13 protein-coding genes, 2 pseudogenes and 2 other annotated features are annotated in these 14,255 nt (G+C 68.4%); of the genes and pseudogenes, 8 read left to right on the forward strand and 7 right to left on the reverse strand.

Annotated features, from left to right (window positions below):
- Window positions 1-22: 22 nt before the first annotated feature.
- Window positions 23-193 (reverse strand): hypothetical protein, encoded by a 171-nt coding sequence (locus V3N99_21385; GenBank protein ID MEO3939276.1) that lies wholly within the window; start codon window positions 191-193, stop codon window positions 23-25.
- A gap of 111 nt (window positions 194-304) precedes the next feature.
- Here V3N99_21385 and V3N99_21390 point away from each other — a divergent pair, with 111 nt between their 5' ends.
- A complete protein-coding gene (locus V3N99_21390) occupies window positions 305-493 on the forward strand; it encodes a hypothetical protein (protein MEO3939277.1) in 189 nt (62 codons plus the stop codon).
- A gap of 589 nt (window positions 494-1,082) precedes the next feature.
- Entirely contained in the window at window positions 1,083-1,511 is a 429-nt protein-coding gene (locus V3N99_21395) for an alkaline phosphatase family protein (protein MEO3939278.1), read from the forward strand.
- A gap of 199 nt (window positions 1,512-1,710) precedes the next feature.
- On the opposite strand, the gene V3N99_21400 is transcribed toward V3N99_21395, so the two are convergent.
- Window positions 1,711-3,294: an IS1182 family transposase gene (locus V3N99_21400; protein ID MEO3939279.1), complete on the reverse strand. Its 1,584-nt coding sequence runs from the start codon at window positions 3,292-3,294 to the stop codon at window positions 1,711-1,713.
- Window positions 3,295-3,416: 122 nt separating this feature from the next.
- Between V3N99_21400 and V3N99_21405 the strand changes: the two genes are divergently transcribed.
- Together V3N99_21405 and V3N99_21410 are read left to right on the forward strand one after the other, a co-directional pair.
- Window positions 3,417-5,084, forward strand: coding sequence for an alkaline phosphatase family protein (locus V3N99_21405; protein MEO3939280.1), 1,668 nt, complete (start codon window positions 3,417-3,419; stop codon window positions 5,082-5,084).
- Window positions 5,085-5,333: 249 nt separating this feature from the next.
- Window positions 5,334-5,819, forward strand: a complete 486-nt coding sequence (locus tag V3N99_21410) for a twin-arginine translocation signal domain-containing protein (protein MEO3939281.1) — start codon at window positions 5,334-5,336, stop codon at window positions 5,817-5,819.
- Window positions 5,820-5,897: 78 nt separating this feature from the next.
- On the opposite strand, the gene V3N99_21415 is transcribed toward V3N99_21410, so the two are convergent.
- Window positions 5,898-6,896 (reverse strand): serine hydrolase, encoded by a 999-nt coding sequence (locus V3N99_21415; GenBank protein MEO3939282.1) that lies wholly within the window; start codon window positions 6,894-6,896, stop codon window positions 5,898-5,900.
- A gap of 659 nt (window positions 6,897-7,555) precedes the next feature.
- On the opposite strand from V3N99_21415, the gene V3N99_21420 reads away from it, so the two are divergent.
- Window positions 7,556-7,984, forward strand: a complete 429-nt coding sequence (locus V3N99_21420; GenBank protein ID MEO3939283.1) for a helix-turn-helix domain-containing protein — start codon at window positions 7,556-7,558, stop codon at window positions 7,982-7,984.
- A 408-nt stretch (window positions 7,985-8,392) separates the two neighbouring features.
- Window positions 8,393-9,283: an alpha/beta hydrolase gene (locus V3N99_21425; protein MEO3939284.1), complete on the forward strand. Its 891-nt coding sequence runs from the start codon at window positions 8,393-8,395 to the stop codon at window positions 9,281-9,283.
- A 303-nt stretch (window positions 9,284-9,586) separates the two neighbouring features.
- Here V3N99_21425 and V3N99_21430 read toward each other — a convergent pair whose 3' ends face one another.
- The 3 genes and pseudogenes from V3N99_21430 to V3N99_21440 all read right to left on the reverse strand — a co-directional run bounded on the left by V3N99_21430 (window position 9,587) and on the right by V3N99_21440 (window position 11,059).
- Window positions 9,587-9,919: an Lsr2 family protein gene (locus V3N99_21430; protein MEO3939285.1), complete on the reverse strand. Its 333-nt coding sequence runs from the start codon at window positions 9,917-9,919 to the stop codon at window positions 9,587-9,589.
- Window positions 9,920-10,340: 421 nt separating this feature from the next.
- On the reverse strand, window positions 10,341-10,652 hold the full coding sequence (locus V3N99_21435; protein MEO3939286.1) for a hypothetical protein: 312 nt from the start codon (window positions 10,650-10,652) through the stop codon (window positions 10,341-10,343).
- A 258-nt stretch (window positions 10,653-10,910) separates the two neighbouring features.
- Window positions 10,911-11,059 (reverse strand): annotated as a pseudogene (locus tag V3N99_21440) (transposase).
- A 1,058-nt stretch (window positions 11,060-12,117) separates the two neighbouring features.
- Between V3N99_21440 and V3N99_21445 the strand changes: the two are divergent.
- The gene (locus V3N99_21445; GenBank protein ID MEO3939287.1) at window positions 12,118-12,870 is read left to right on the forward strand and encodes a hypothetical protein; all 753 of its coding nucleotides are present in this window, start codon (window positions 12,118-12,120) and stop codon (window positions 12,868-12,870) included.
- Between the two features lie 259 nt (window positions 12,871-13,129).
- Window positions 13,130-13,410 (forward strand): annotated as a pseudogene (locus V3N99_21450) (transposase).
- Window positions 13,294-13,437: a sequence feature (AL1L pseudoknot), on the forward strand. It overlaps the preceding pseudogene by 117 nt.
- A gap of 121 nt (window positions 13,438-13,558) precedes the next feature.
- Window positions 13,559-13,702 (forward strand) — a sequence feature (AL1L pseudoknot).
- A 96-nt stretch (window positions 13,703-13,798) separates the two neighbouring features.
- Here the strand turns inward: V3N99_21450 and V3N99_21455 are convergent.
- Window positions 13,799-14,128, reverse strand: a complete 330-nt coding sequence (locus V3N99_21455) for a hypothetical protein (protein MEO3939288.1) — start codon at window positions 14,126-14,128, stop codon at window positions 13,799-13,801.
- Between the last annotated feature and the right edge of the window lie 127 nt (window positions 14,129-14,255).

Here is a 14,255-nt window from a genome sequence, read left to right on the forward strand (position 1 = left end):
GTGGCTGGGCCGCCCACAGGGTCTAGCCGTCCTTGGAGTACAGCAAGCCCCCGTACGAGGCGCCCGAGCCCTGCGCGGGGCTGATCTGCTGCAGAACCTTGTGGCCGACGAGGTCGGTGACGGTGAACTCGCCCTTGCCGTCCCACGTCTCGTTGACCGCGGTCCGCCCGTTCGGGGCCACGGCCATCACCATGGGCCGTCCTGACTGTTCGGTGCTGATCCCTGCCGAGTGATCCTCTGGTTCGTGGCGGTCAGGACCGACCCGTCCGCTTGCCGCCCGATCAAGGCGTCCCCCCACCCGTGCATGACCGCGCCATACGCGCCGCCCGCGACGACCGCGACCGTCAACGCGGCCGCGGGTACCGCGACCCCCTTCCGCATCCGCCTGGGGTTCATGTTCCTGCTCATGCTCATCCTCTGCTCCTTCGCCTGTTCCAGCAGCGCCCAAGATGGGCGCGGACTCGGTCTGCGTCTCAACCACTGCCACGACTAGCCGGTCAGCGTTGAACCGACCACGGCACGGCGTGACCGACCCTCACCCTTCTCGTGGACGCTTGCGGGCAGGTGAGTCGGACATGAACGGGGAGGGAAGGTTCGGGCCCGTACAGGTCAAGGGATCCCCTGCCGAAGGTTGCGCTCAGCGCCCGGACGGCCACCCCGTCCCGATACCGCCCCCGGTCATGGGGCCGTCATCGGCCGGTTCGCACCGCGGTGCTCAGCTCGCAGGGCATGTCCAGCCCGCCCGGCCCAGACGACACCGCCGCCGTCCCAGGGCCTTATGGCGGCACACGAAGCTGGCGCCAAGGAGGGAAGGCGGCTCAGATATGTCTGCCGTTCGAGAGGCCCACCAGCGGGTTACGCCCCGCCCCGTCAGCCGAAAGCTGCAGCCGATGGCTCTCACGAATCGTGCACACCATGGACATTTTGGAGTGCTGAACTCGACGTCCTACTGGCCCTCGCCAGGTGAACATCCCCCGTTCACCTTGCCGTCACCCGCCGTGCGGGGCTTGCTCAGATGCCGTCTGTACGTTCGGCCGGCGGTCGCGCGGGCGTGGCCGTCACTCCCGTCGAAAGGAACCACCGTGCCCACTCGAGCACGTTCGAGGCGACTGGTCGTCGCTACCGCTGCCCTGGCCGCCGCCCTCCTGGCCGTGGCCGGCACCCCCACAGGTGCCGCCCTCGCCGCCGGCAGCGGCGCCGTCCCTGCCGTCAAGGTCGCCGCCAACCCGGTGCTCGGCAACTTCAAGCACCTCGTGGTGATCTACGAGGAGAACCACAGCTTCGACAACCTCTACGGCAACTGGCGCGACGTCCGCGGCATCCCGGTCGAGGGGCTGAACCAGGCGGTCGGCGCCAACACCACCCAGGTGTCCCAGGACGGGCGAGCGTACGGCTGCCTCCTGCAGAACGACGTCAACCTCACGACGCCCCCGCTGTCGTCGAAGTGCGCCCAGGGGTCGAGCTCGGGCTCGACCGCCGGCACCACCTTCGACAGCCACTTCGTCAACTAGGACCCTGCTGAACAAGGTGTGTTCGGAGGTCGGAGTCGTCATTCGGGGGTGACGGGGGCGCCGTCTGTCGGGTTCAGGACGCCTTGGACGGCGTTGATCCTGGGGGAGACCCGAGCGGTCTTCGGTCGGTGTGAGGGGTACGAGGCGTTCGCGGGGCCGTCAGGGGTGGGGGTGGGGGGGTTCTGCCTCCCCTGTGGGCTCAGGCGACGACCCAAGCTCCGTCGGTGCGGGTCAGGCCGAGATTGAGCAGCCGGCGCAGGTTCAGGGCTGCGCTGCGGGTGTGGAGCCAGGCATTGTTCTTCCGCACACCGCGGTAGCGAACCCGACGGTTCCTCCCCGCCACGAGCCACGCGATCGAGCGTTCCACCATCGGCCGGTGCTGGCGGTAATCCGCTTGCCAGGCAGGGTCCTTCGCGCGCTGACGATGCTCACGTAGCAGCGTGTGATGCCGGTGTAGCTGCAGGGCCCGGCCCCTCTTCGCGGTGGTGCACCGGGCACGCAAGGGACAGCCGACGCAGCCGACCCCGAACGTGACGCTGCGCGCTGGCGTAATCGGGCGGGTCAGGCCGTTGGGGCAGGTCGCGGTCCCGGCCTGCTCATCGACGATGAAGTCGTCCAAGGTGAACCCACCCTCGACCGCGGGCTTGAGCGGGCCGGGCTTGACCAGCGGACGCCGCCCCGCCGCAGTGATCTTCTCGAGCGCGTCACCCGTGGCGTACGCACTGTCACCGAGGACGTCGACGACCTGCCCCTCGCGGAGATCGTCCGCGGCGGGCAGGGTGTCGTCCGCGTCCATCAGCCGCATCCCCGTCGCCCCGTCCGGCGCGAGCGGGCCAGCACCCTTGGTCAGCTCGCACGCGGTCGTGATCCCGGTCTCGGGCTCGACCGCGACGTGCGCCTTGAAGCCGTCCTGACGCCGGTGCACCGTCTTGTGGATGTGCCGGGCCTCGGGGTCCACCACGCTGATGACCCGATCCGGGGCGACCCGGCGAGCGATCCGCCACCGGCCGTCGGTCCCGTCCGACCCTGGTGCGGGCTCCACGTCCTGCCCCGCGATCAACGCCAGCAACGCGACCGCCTCGGCGCCGGCCTCGTCGAGGTCCCACCCGGACACGACCTCCAAAAGCGCCAGGGCGTCCCGCACCAGCGCATCGACCAGCACCGCCCGCGCTTCCTTGTCGTCCCATGCGATCTGAGGCTTACCCGGGTCGTCGTAGTCATGCGCCGAGCAGACCTCATCCACGACGTCACTCGCCCCCGGAACCAGCCGGGCGACCCTGCGGATCACCGCGACCAGCTGCGTCACCGTGTCCTGCGTCGCGACCGCATCATCCAACGCGGTCGAGTCCAGCGCCCGCCGGTTCTTCCCCGTCAACACCCCCGTCTCAGCCACTACCGCCTTGACCGCGTCGAAGATCCGGTGCGGGGACGGGCTGGCCGCCAACCGCTTCCGCCAGTACGTCAACGTCGACGGGTCGAACCCTCCATGCCCCACCGGCAGGCCACACGCCACCTTCCACCGCAGATCCGTCCGCAACGCCGCCATCGCCTCCCGATCCGAGAGCCCATGCAACGACTGCAACACCATCACCGACGCCGCGACATCCACCGGCACCGACGGGCGACCCAACCGCGACGGGAACAGATCCGCGAACATCGCCTCCGGGAACAACACCCGCCTCTGCTGCGCCAACAACCCGAACACGCTGCCCTCATCGACCAGGTGCCCAGCGACCGACTCAGCATCCAACAGCTCACGCGCATCAAGCGGACGACCCTGCATACCCCATGATCTCAACCCACGACAGGCCGGACCAGGACGACACACCTTATTCAGCAGTCTCCTAGCCGTTCTCGATCAACACCTACATCCCACCGACCGCCACCACCTGCCCCGCGCCGGGAGTGTTCGCCCCCAACGGCGTCAAGGCCGGCTCGGGGCTGCCGGGTGGCTGCACCCGCGACATCGTGCACCGCTTCTACCAGGAGCAGTACCAGATCGACGGGGGCAAGCAGGACCGCTACGTCACCGGCAGCGACGCCGCCGGGCTGACCATGGGCACCTACGACACGCGCACGACCCCGGTCTACCGCTACCTCCACCAGAGCGGGGCACCGAAGTACGTCGTGGCCGACCACTTCTTCCAGGCCGCCTTCGGCGGGTCGTTCCTTAACCACCAGTACCTCGTGGCCGCCCAGGCACCGACGTACACCTGCGTGGACACGGCCGCGGTGTGCTCCGCCAACGACCTGCACTCCGTGGTCGACACGAACGGGATGCCGACGACCTACCCGCTCTACTCTCCGACCTCCACCGTGAAGGACGCCCAGCTGACGCAGGCCTGCGCGCAGGGCACGACGAACCCCTCCGTGGCCTGCGGTGACAACGCCGTCAACACGATCCAGCCGCTGTCGCAGCCGTTTGCCCCGGGCACGATCCCGGCCAAGCGGCTCCAGGTCGACGACGCGACCACGGCGAAGAACATCGGCGACACGATGACTGCCGCCGACGTGTCGTGGAACTGGTACTCCGGTGGCTGGGACAACGCGGCCGGCAACACGACCGGTCTCGGCTGGACCAACGGCGCGACCCCCGGCACGTGCGCCGACCCGAACGCCATCCCAGGCAACTACCCCTACTGCCCTGACAAGCTCTTCCAGTTCCACCACCAGCCCCTCAACTACTTCAGCAACTACGCCGAGGGTGGCCCCGGCCGCAGCCACCTGCAGGACGAGAAGAACTTCATCGCCTCGGCCCAGGGCGGCACCCTGCCACAGGTCAGCTTCGTCAAGCCGGTGGGCGAGGAGAACGAGCACCCCGGGTACGCCAGCACCACCAACGGTGAGAGCCACCTGGTCGACCTGCTGAAGGCCGTCACCAGCGGCCCCCAGGCGAAGGACACGCTGGTCGTCGTGACCTACGACGAGTTCGGCGGGCAGTGGGACCACGTCTCGCCACCCAGCGCCGCCACCGGTGCCCCGGCCGGCACGACCGACCTCTACGGTCCGGGGACGCGGATCCCGGCCCTCGTCGTGTCCGCGGGGCTCCCGCACAGCGGGGTCGCGAAGACGACCTTCGACACGACGTCGATCATGGCCACCATCGAGCGCGGCTTCGGGGCCGCCGCGGTCGCCACCCGCGACGCGTCGGTGTCTGACCTGCGCAGCACGCTCACCGCCGCCGGGGTCTCCCTGAACCCCCCCCCCCCCCGCGACCCGGGCCGGTCACCGCAGCCGCGGTGGCCGGCCGGGGCGCCGCTGGGCTCCACACGACTAGTCGGATCGGTCCGGGGTCATCCCTCGCGACCCGGGGCACGAGAGAATGGTTCTCATGAGGGCTGTCGCGGTCGATCTACCCCGGGTCTCAGGCCGCCACAAGACTCACGCCCTGGCCTCTGCGCGCCGAGCGCGGGCGATCCAGCTGGTGACCGAAGGCCACACCTACCAGCAGGTCGCCGACCAGATGGGCTACAGCAACCGGGGCACCGTGCACCCTCTGGTGCGGACAGCCCTCATGAACGAGACCGTCGACTCCGTCTCCGAGCTGCGTCGGCTCGACAGCGATCGCCTTGACGCGCTCCTCCGCAGCGTCTGGGATCAGGCGATGGGGGCCAGGAGCCCCGTCGAGTGCCGCGGGGCGCACCGTGGTTCTGCTGCCCCAGGAGCGCGCGGCCCTCGGACTCGACGAAGGCGCTCGTGCGGAGGTGAGGACATCGCACACCGCCAGGGCGGCGTCCCGAAGTCTTCCCCCCGGGTGGGCCCAAGGGTTACATTGCAAGGTCCGATAGGGCAGCGGACATCGTCTCGCTGGAGGTCGATCTCATGCAGAGAATCATGGAACGCCGACACGTCCTTCGTGCCGCGAGTGCCGCCGGAGCGGCGGCGGTTACAGGACTCGCGCTCACAGACTCGGCTCGCGCCGATGACGGCGAAGGGGGCGACTCGGTCCTGGGCGCCTGGGTGGTCACCCACCGCGACGACCCGCCCGGTCCACCCAACATTGGAAAGTCGATCGTCACCGCCGCCCTCGGCGGAGCGCTGGAGAATGTGGAGATTGCCCCGCCTACCGGCGTCGGTGCGGGCGCGTGGCGGAGTCTGGGCGGCGGGAGGTTCCAGTCGGTGTTCCAGACCGGGGCTCCTGGCCAGACTGCGACCGACCCGGGCGTGATCGTCGAGGTCCGCCCCCGCGGCCGAGTCCACGGCAACACGATGTCCGGGACGTACACCGTGAGGGCGTTGGACGCTGATAACGGAGCCGTGCTCTTCTCCGGGACAGGAACGTTTACCGGGATCCGGCTGATCCCCTGATCCAGCCTCGCGAGTGGCGCACCGGGCGACCCGGTACCCGTCTCCACGCCTGTCGTGTAAACCCGCGGTCGTTGACCGTCACCCGCCAACAGCGGGCACGATAGCGTCCCTGACCATGCCCCGCACGTGCTCCCAGTGCAGGTCGGACTCGCCGACGTCAGCAGCGATCACGACGATCAGGCGCAGGTCAGGGACGACTTCGATGACCTGGCCGCCGAACCCAAAGGCGGCGTACGCGGGGTGTCCTCTCTCCTGGGTAACCCACCACTGGTAGCCGTAGTTCTCGGCGAGGGCGGTGGCATCGCCGTGCGTGGACACCTGGGCGGTGGTGGCGGCCTTCACCCAGTCCGTGGGGACGATCTGCTGCCCGTTCCACCGGCCGCCGTCGAGGTAGAGCTGGCCGATCTTTATCAGGTCGCGTGGCACCATCTTGAGGGTGGCGAAGCCGAACTGGATGCCGGTCGGGTCGCGCAGCCACCCGAAGGTCGCTTTGTCATACGCAGGGATGGGCGCCCTGTCCGTGACGCGTGGTTGTGCCGCGTTGCGGGTGTCGATGCCCAGCGGGTCGAAGAGGCGCAGCCGCGCATAGTCCAGCGCCGACATGCCCGTGGCGTGGGTGAGGATGGCGGAGAGCAGGTGAGACCCCACGCTGGAGTACGCGAACGTGCCGGGCGGTGTCTCGGTGCCGGTGTGCAGGATGTTGGCGACCCAGTCTGGCCCGGACAGCGAGGCGGGGGGGTCGCCGTTGGCTTGGTCCGGGGGCAGCCCGGATGTCATGCTCAGGAGCTGGCGCGGGGTGATCCCGGCGACCGTGGGACTCATGTCGCGGGCGTGTTGCGGCAGCGGCGTTGCCAGCGTGTCGTCGAGGGAATGCAGACGCCCCTCCGCGAGGGCGATCCCAACGAGCGTGGCGATGACGCTCTTGGTCACGGAGTGCATGTCATGCGCCTGGGCGGGTGTGCTGGAGCGGTAGAGCTGCACGAGTGGTCGTCGGTCGACGGTGACCAGCACCGCCCGGACGTTGGCGATCGCCGGTGACAGGATGTTCGTCAGGTACTTCTGGGTGCGCGAGGCCACCTGGGTGGGGTCGGGTGCACGGGATCGGGCTGCGGACGACTGGTCAGGGGGCGTCGATGCCGGGCCGCGCGAGGAGTCAGTCCCTTGGACGGTGCAACCTCCGCTGATCGCAATCACCGCAACCCCCGCGGCGCACAGTACCGAGCCCGTCACTGTGCGGCGGGCAGCAGCGTGTCGAGAAGACGTCTGTTGGCACAGGCTCATGCGGCACCTCCCGAAACCCCCATCCTCCCGCCAATCAGGCAGGCTGGGAAGGGGCATCGTGCAAAGAGAGCGCATCCAGCAGCCCTCCCGGGCACCGTTGGTCACAGATGTCGACTGGGCGACCGAGCTGGCGGGGGTCATCCGCGATCTGGGTCAATGGCTTCCTCACCGTGATCGGCCCCGACTTCGCTTGTTTGACAACGGATCTCGGTAGTCCTCGACGTCTACACATCAACCCGTGATTCCGATGCCACACCCCAGGCTGCGCGGGACGCCAAGGGATCGTGGCAGCCTGCGCAGGAATTCGTACCCTGTAGTTGGGGGTTCGCGAGGATGGAGTGCCTCTCGTCGTCAAGCAGCGAGAGCCCCGGGCGCCGGCCTGAGGGCTCGGCACGCCGGGGTAGCTGCACCTCGGCCTAACGTAAGCAAGAATGATTCTCAGGAGCGCTATCGCGGTGGACACAGCTGCAGTGGCGCTACCTCGGGTTTCAGGCCGCCACAGAAACCACGCCCTGGCCTCTGCGCGCCGAGCGCGGGCGATCCGGCTGGTGACCGAAGGCCAGACCTATCAGCAGGTCGCCGACCACCTCGGATACAGCAACCGGGGCACCGTGCACCGTCTGGTGCGGACAGCACTCATGAACGAGACCGTCAACGCCGTCTCCGAGCTGCGCAGGCTCGAGAGCGATCGCCTCGACGCGCTCCTGCATAGCGTCTGGGACCAGGCGATGGCCGGCGACCTAAACGCCGTCAGGGTCGCGACAGCGGTCGTCATGGCGCGGGTGAAGCTCCTCGGACTGGAAGGCGCAGGATCCCCGCCGACCACGGCGGGACGCACTGTGGTTCTGCTGTCTGAGGAGCGTGCGGCCCTGGGGCTGGACTGACCTCCCGACGTGTGATGCCTACCTGTGGCGCCATGATGGTTCAGGCGTCCTCGGGAAGCGGTGGCCCGACGACCTGCAGTTCGTAGCGGGGGCCGACGATCTTGGCCATGACCCCACCATGCGCTCACAGCGTGGTGGGCGACAAGCCAACACTGCGTCAACAAACTCGCGGCCTCTGCCGCGGTCGCGCCATCGGCGATCAGCTCCTACAACTGGGACCGGACCGGACCGGACCGGACCGTGCTGCCGTGGAAGCGGAACCGGCGCCCGTCGTCGGCCGCGCGTTGGATGCGTTCGATCGCCTGGGCCCCACCTCAGACGCCTACGAGGTCACCTCGCCGTGAGGAGTTGACTGCCGGCGGATCGTCCCCTGCTGGCCGAGCTCCTTGCCGACGTAGGGTGGTCAGCATGATCGAGCGCATTGTCTCCGTGGCCGACATCGATGGGCGGATCCTCACAGCTGCGGAATGGGGGGATCCCAAGGGTTTCCCCGTTGTGGCTCTCCACGGCACTCCGGGCTCACGATTCGGTCGTCACCCGGATGAGGGCGCGGTGCGTGAGCTCGGCATTCGCCTGATCACGTACGACCGCCCCGGTTACGGCGGCTCGACTCGACACGTAGGACGGCGGGTCGTCGACTGCGTTCGTGACGTCGTCGCTGTCGCGGATGCCTTTGGTCTGGGGCAGTTCGCGGTCACCGGTGCGTCGGGGGGCGGCCCGCACTGCCTCGCCATCGCGGCCCGGCTCCCTGACAGGGTACTTCGCGCGAGGTGCGTCGTCGGGCTCGCACCCTTCGACGCTGAGGGCCTGGACTTCTACGCGGGGATGGACCCGGAGAACATCAGGGAGATTGGTCTTGCCGAGCAGGGTGAGAGCGTCCTGCAGCCCGAGCTCGACCGGATGGCAACGGCTGACCTCGAGCGTATGGCGGCCGACCCGTCGAAGTTGCTGTCGGATGACTGGGAGCTCGCAGACGCCGACCGGGCCGTGCTGGCCGACCCCCGCATACAAGCTATGGCGGGCGAGATGATGCGAGAGGCCTACCGGAACGGCGTCTGGGGGTGGGTTGACGACGACCTCGCCTTCCTGCAGCCATGGGGCTTCGACCTCGCCGAGATCCGCGTGCCCGTCGAGGTGCACTACGGGGCCGAGGACGTGCTCGTCCCGGCGGCGCACGGGGCATGGCTCGCCGGCCACGTCCCGAGCGCCCAGGTAACAGTGAACAAGGACGGCGGACACCTGACCGACCTGGACACCGGGCTCCGGGACTTGCGATCCCTGGTCGCGGCCGCACGCTGACCCCTCGCCGCGCAGCCGCAGTGGTCAAGGACCAGCCCGGTCCTCGCTGTCGTCTGCGAGCGAAAGCACGACGTCCTCTAGGCTGTCGACTGCGCCATCGGGCTGGTCGACCCGCCTTCGACTGCATGCCGCCGGTTACACAGCTCAGTCGGTCCCGCGCTCCGCTTCATTCCCTATCGAGCGTCTAGAAGGAACGGGTTACGGGTGCGCGTGATGGGGTTAAGGTTGACGACCTGGATCAAGATCCCGAACCGGCCTCGGCAAGACCAACCGTCGAAGGGTCCTCGAATACGCCGCACTAGATCAGTGAGCGGCGGTGTATGCGTCAATGATCTCCGCCTTGACCCGGCCGCGAGCTGAGACCTCGTAGCCGTTGGCCGTGGCCCACTCCCGGATCGCGCTCAGATCGTTGCGCTTCGCCGTCGTCGACCGCACGCCCTTGCGTGGCGTCGCCCGACGCCCCGTGACCTTGGTGCCGGCTGCGATGTACGGCTTCATCACCTTGTCGAACGCCGTCTTGTTCTTGGAGCTCAGGTCGATCGTGTACTCAGTGCCGTCGTAACTGAAGGTGACAGCGGAGGCGTTGGTCGAGCCATCGAGGTCGTCGGAAATCTGCTCAATCACGGTACGGGCCATACGTCGAAGTATTGCCTGTTGCGCGCCTGATTGCAAAATGCAACGCGGATGAGCCGTCGAGCCCGTGACTTACCCCGACTGCCACCGGGCGAGTCGGGGCGGCGCCGAGGGCGCCCTGACGTACAACATCGGAGCCACCACAATGGTCGACTCGAGAACCTCCGCGGGTCCGCCCTCGGGTTCCGCAACCTCACCAACTACATCGCCCGCTCCCTACTCGAGAGCGGCGGCTTCAGACCTCAACTACACCCTGCTTGTGAAGAGCCGGTAATCTTCTTCACCTGGAAGGTGCCCCTTTGAGCTGTGCTGATGAAGACATCGCAATCCCCATTTCCGCAGGTCAGAGGCACTTTTCAGGTCACGCCACGACCGTCAGCAACACAGCCCGAGGAAATCTCCGGGCTAGGCACACCGCCGTTACTCATCTCCAAATTTCCGTCGGCGAACACGTCTGTCTGTCTCCATGTGATGTTCCGCACCATCGGCAACTGTCGCCTGGGTTCGGTGTGAGTCGCCGCAGTGCGAGGTACGACGACAGGGACTCATCCAACCGGGATAGTCTGCTGGCAATGTGCAGATTGATGCCCGGGGGCAGGCTGTCTTTGCGCATCTCCAGTTCCTTCACGAACTGGTCGCGCAGTGTGGAGGCCTCGAGGAACCTCCAGGCACGGGCGATTCGCTCGATTTCGCCCAGGTCGAGGAGCAAGCGCTGCATCGTCAGGACATCGGGCACGCCCCAAGCATGACCTACCCACCGCCCCAGAACGCCTGAAATCGGACTAATCCGTTGGCGGGCTTTACCTCGCCCGACCCGGGGGGCCCGGTGGTCGATCAACCGGAGCCGCACGCCGGGATGCCGTTGTCGCGTGCGTGGTCCTCTCCGTTCCGGGCGTACTCCGTGGCTCGTGTGGCCGGCCGGCGCTCGCAAGGAGAAGGGCTGCTGCTGCCGAGTGACAGGTTGAGCTCTTCGCAGTCCATGGGAAGGCCCCGGGCGGACCTCACCGAGGCCGCGAGCGACGAGGTCAGCGAAGAACTCGTCCCACGCCCCCCGGTCTCGGAGGCGGCGACCCGCATCCCCAGGACCTCCCGGTGGCCGTCGCCGTTGACGCCGGTCGCCACCAGGACCACAGCGTTTACAACGTGTCCGCGGCGAGGAACGTCAACGGGCCTGGGCACGCCGCCCACGCCGCCCACGCCGCACACGACGTCCACGACGCCCACGCCGCCCCTCCTCACCACTTCGGCCACCGCCGACCCCGACCCCCGCGACTCGAGTCAAGCCCGACCGCATGCACCCGCCTGCTTCGTGGCTCGGTCTCGACTACCGATGGCGCCACACGAAGGCGCGTCTCGTCGGAGTATGACTAAGCGTTACCCCTCTTGGCATGCGAGATCGGGGTCTCCAGGGCCCACCCCGGCACCGGGACATCGCACGGTGGCCGGTTGGGCGGTCGAGAGAGCTGGATGTGCGCCAGCGCCCACCTGCGGGGTCATCCCAGATTCAGGCCGTCGGCTGCTTCCTGACCAAGCCCCGCCGGGTCTAGCATCCGACGAAGGCCAGGGGTGGCGCCAAGAGATCACGCCGCCGTGTGTGGCCGGTCCCAGCGTCGTAGTGACCAACCATCATGGACGCCAGATCGAGGACCGGGGAGGATCTCGTGGCCCCGAGCCTCCGAACTGCGTGTTCCGCCACCTCACCCACGCTTGCGAACGTCGGTCGGGGCGGCAGCTCAGGAGGAAGCGTGAGCTCAACAACCACCACACCCCTGTCCCCCCGGCTGCAACCCCACCCCCCACGTCGATGGCCACGACGTACTCCACAGAGGGGGGCCGTTACTGTCCCGTCCTCTCTTCGACTTGGCGATGACCTGCCCGCGGTTACTTCGCTGAGCGCATCGTCAGCCCACACGATGGTCCCAGGCCTCAACCACCCGCGGAGCTCCCGTCGCACCCACACGGCAGTGCTCCTCGGTGCATCGGAGACCGCCCAGACCGGCCGGAGTGCCGCCGCAGCGGTGGCTCTGCTCATCCTCTTGTCGGCCTGTTCCAGCCCGGCAGCTCCGCCGACGTCTGCGTCGACGCCTGCTGAAGCGTCGACCTCGTCGGCTCCGCCCACGACGCCATCCACATCGACGTCGTCACCGGCCCTCCTGACCGGCAGGATCGTCTACGGGAGGTTCGACCCCGCCGGCGTCAGCATGTTCACCGCCCGGCCCGACGGCTCGGGAGTCAGGCCGCTGCTGGCCGGATCAGGCGGGGAACCCCGGCAATGGTCCCCCGACGGCACCCTGCTTGCCGTCATCGCCACGAACCACGGCCCCCTGGTCGGGTCGACGGTCCGTGCCGACGGGACCCACCAGCACGTGTTCCGGCTGCCCCCCGGGGCACCCCCCTCTCTACCCTGCGGGATCTGGTCACCCGATGCGCAGCGACTAGCCTGCGAAGGCTTCGACGACGCCCACCCGGACCGGGCCGGCATGTACACCGTGCGGGCCAGCGATGGGCTGCAGCTGGTCCAGGTGACGAAGCATCGGGACGTGCCGTGTTCCTACTCGCCCGACGGAACACGCATCCTCTTCCTGCGCCTCACCGCGGAGGGCGAGGAGCACAACCAACTGATGACCGTCCAGGTCGACGGCTCCCACGAACACCTGATCACCCAGAGCGCCGTGGGGTTGTCCTGTGACTGGTCACCCGACGGGCGGACCGTCCTGTCCGAGATGAAGGGTTCACTGGTCCTGTTCGACCCGTCGGGTACGCCCACACCGATTCCAATCGCGACCGGAGGGTCGGCCGGACGGGGCGCTTTCTCGGCGGACGGCTCGCACATCATCTTCTCCTTCAAGGTCGGCGCCCAAGAAGACATCTACACCGTCCGCACGGACGGATCCGACCTCACCCAGATCACCGACACACCCGCCAACGAGGAGTTCGGCGACTGGGGCCGATGACCCCCTGCCTATCGCGGACCGAGCGACCGGGTCTCCCGGGACGACAGAACCAGGCCTAGCGGGAGCAAGCCCGGCCGGCCGGCCCAGCCTGAGTGCTCTGGGTTATCCCCTCTCGACCTGGAGTACGGGAGAATGGTTCTCATGAGCGCTGTCGCGGTTGACCTTCCCCGGGTCTCAGGCCGCCACCGGAACCTGGATGGCCGTCGATCTGCGGCGTGACCCGCAGACGCGCCAGGGGGCGCTGCGTCGGGTCGGCGAGCAGCTCGGGATCAACCCCGAGACCCTCAGGAACTGGGTCACGCAGGTCGAGGTCGACGACGGGCACCGGCCCGGGACCACGACGGCCGAGGCGAAACGGATTGTCGAGCTGGAGCGCGAGGTCAGGGAGCTGCGTCGAGCCAACGACATCTTGAAGACAGCGTCGGCGTCTTTCGCCGCGGCGGACCTCGACCGCCGACTGAAGTGACCACCGGGGTGCTCGTCGCGTACATCGACGAGCACCGCGCCAGGTTCGGGGTCGAGCCGATCTGCGAGGTCCTGACGGAGGCTGGGACCAAGATCGCCCCGAGACGTACTACGCCGCGAAGACCCAGGCCGGCTTCGGCCCGGTCGGTCACCGACGCCGCCACGACCGAGGTCATCCGGACCGTGCACGAGCAGAACTACGGCGTGTACGGCGTGCGGCGTCGGCGTCTTTCGCCGCGGCGGACCTCGACCGCCGACTGAAGTGACCACCGGGGTGCTCGTCGCCTATATCGACGAGCACCGCGCCAGGTTCGGGGTCGAGCCGATCTGCGAGGTCCTGACGGAGGCTGGGACCAAGATCGCCCCGAGCACGTACTACGCCGCGAAGACCCAGGCCGGCCTCGGCCCGGTCGGTCACCGACGCCGCCACGACCGAGGTCATCCGGACCGTGCACGAGCAGAACTACGGCGTGTACGGCGTGCGGAAGGTGCACGCCGAGCTGCACCGGCAGGGCCACCGCGTGGCTCGGTGCACGGTCCACCGGTTGATGAGGACCGCTGGGCTGCGGGGGATCTCCCGCGCGAAGGGCCCGCGCACCACCATCCCCGGCATCGGACCCGACACCCGCCCCGACCTGGTCCAGCGGGCGTTCACCGCGACTGCCCCCGGGCAGCTGTGGGTCGCGGACATCACGTACTGCCGCACGTTCTCCGGGTTGGTGTACGCCGCGTTCGTGGTCGACGTGTTCTCCCGCCGGGTCGTCGGCTGGCAGCTGTCGAAGAACCTGCGCACCGACCTGGCCCTCGACGCCCTCGAAATGGGGCTGTGGGCCCGCCGCCGCGACGGCCATGACACCAGCGGTCTGATCCACCACTCCGACAAAGGAGTTCAGTACGTCGCCGTGAGGTACACCCAGCGC

Source organism: Dermatophilaceae bacterium Soc4.6, from assembly GCA_039889245.1.
Lineage (GTDB): Bacteria > Actinomycetota > Actinomycetes > Actinomycetales > Dermatophilaceae > Lapillicoccus.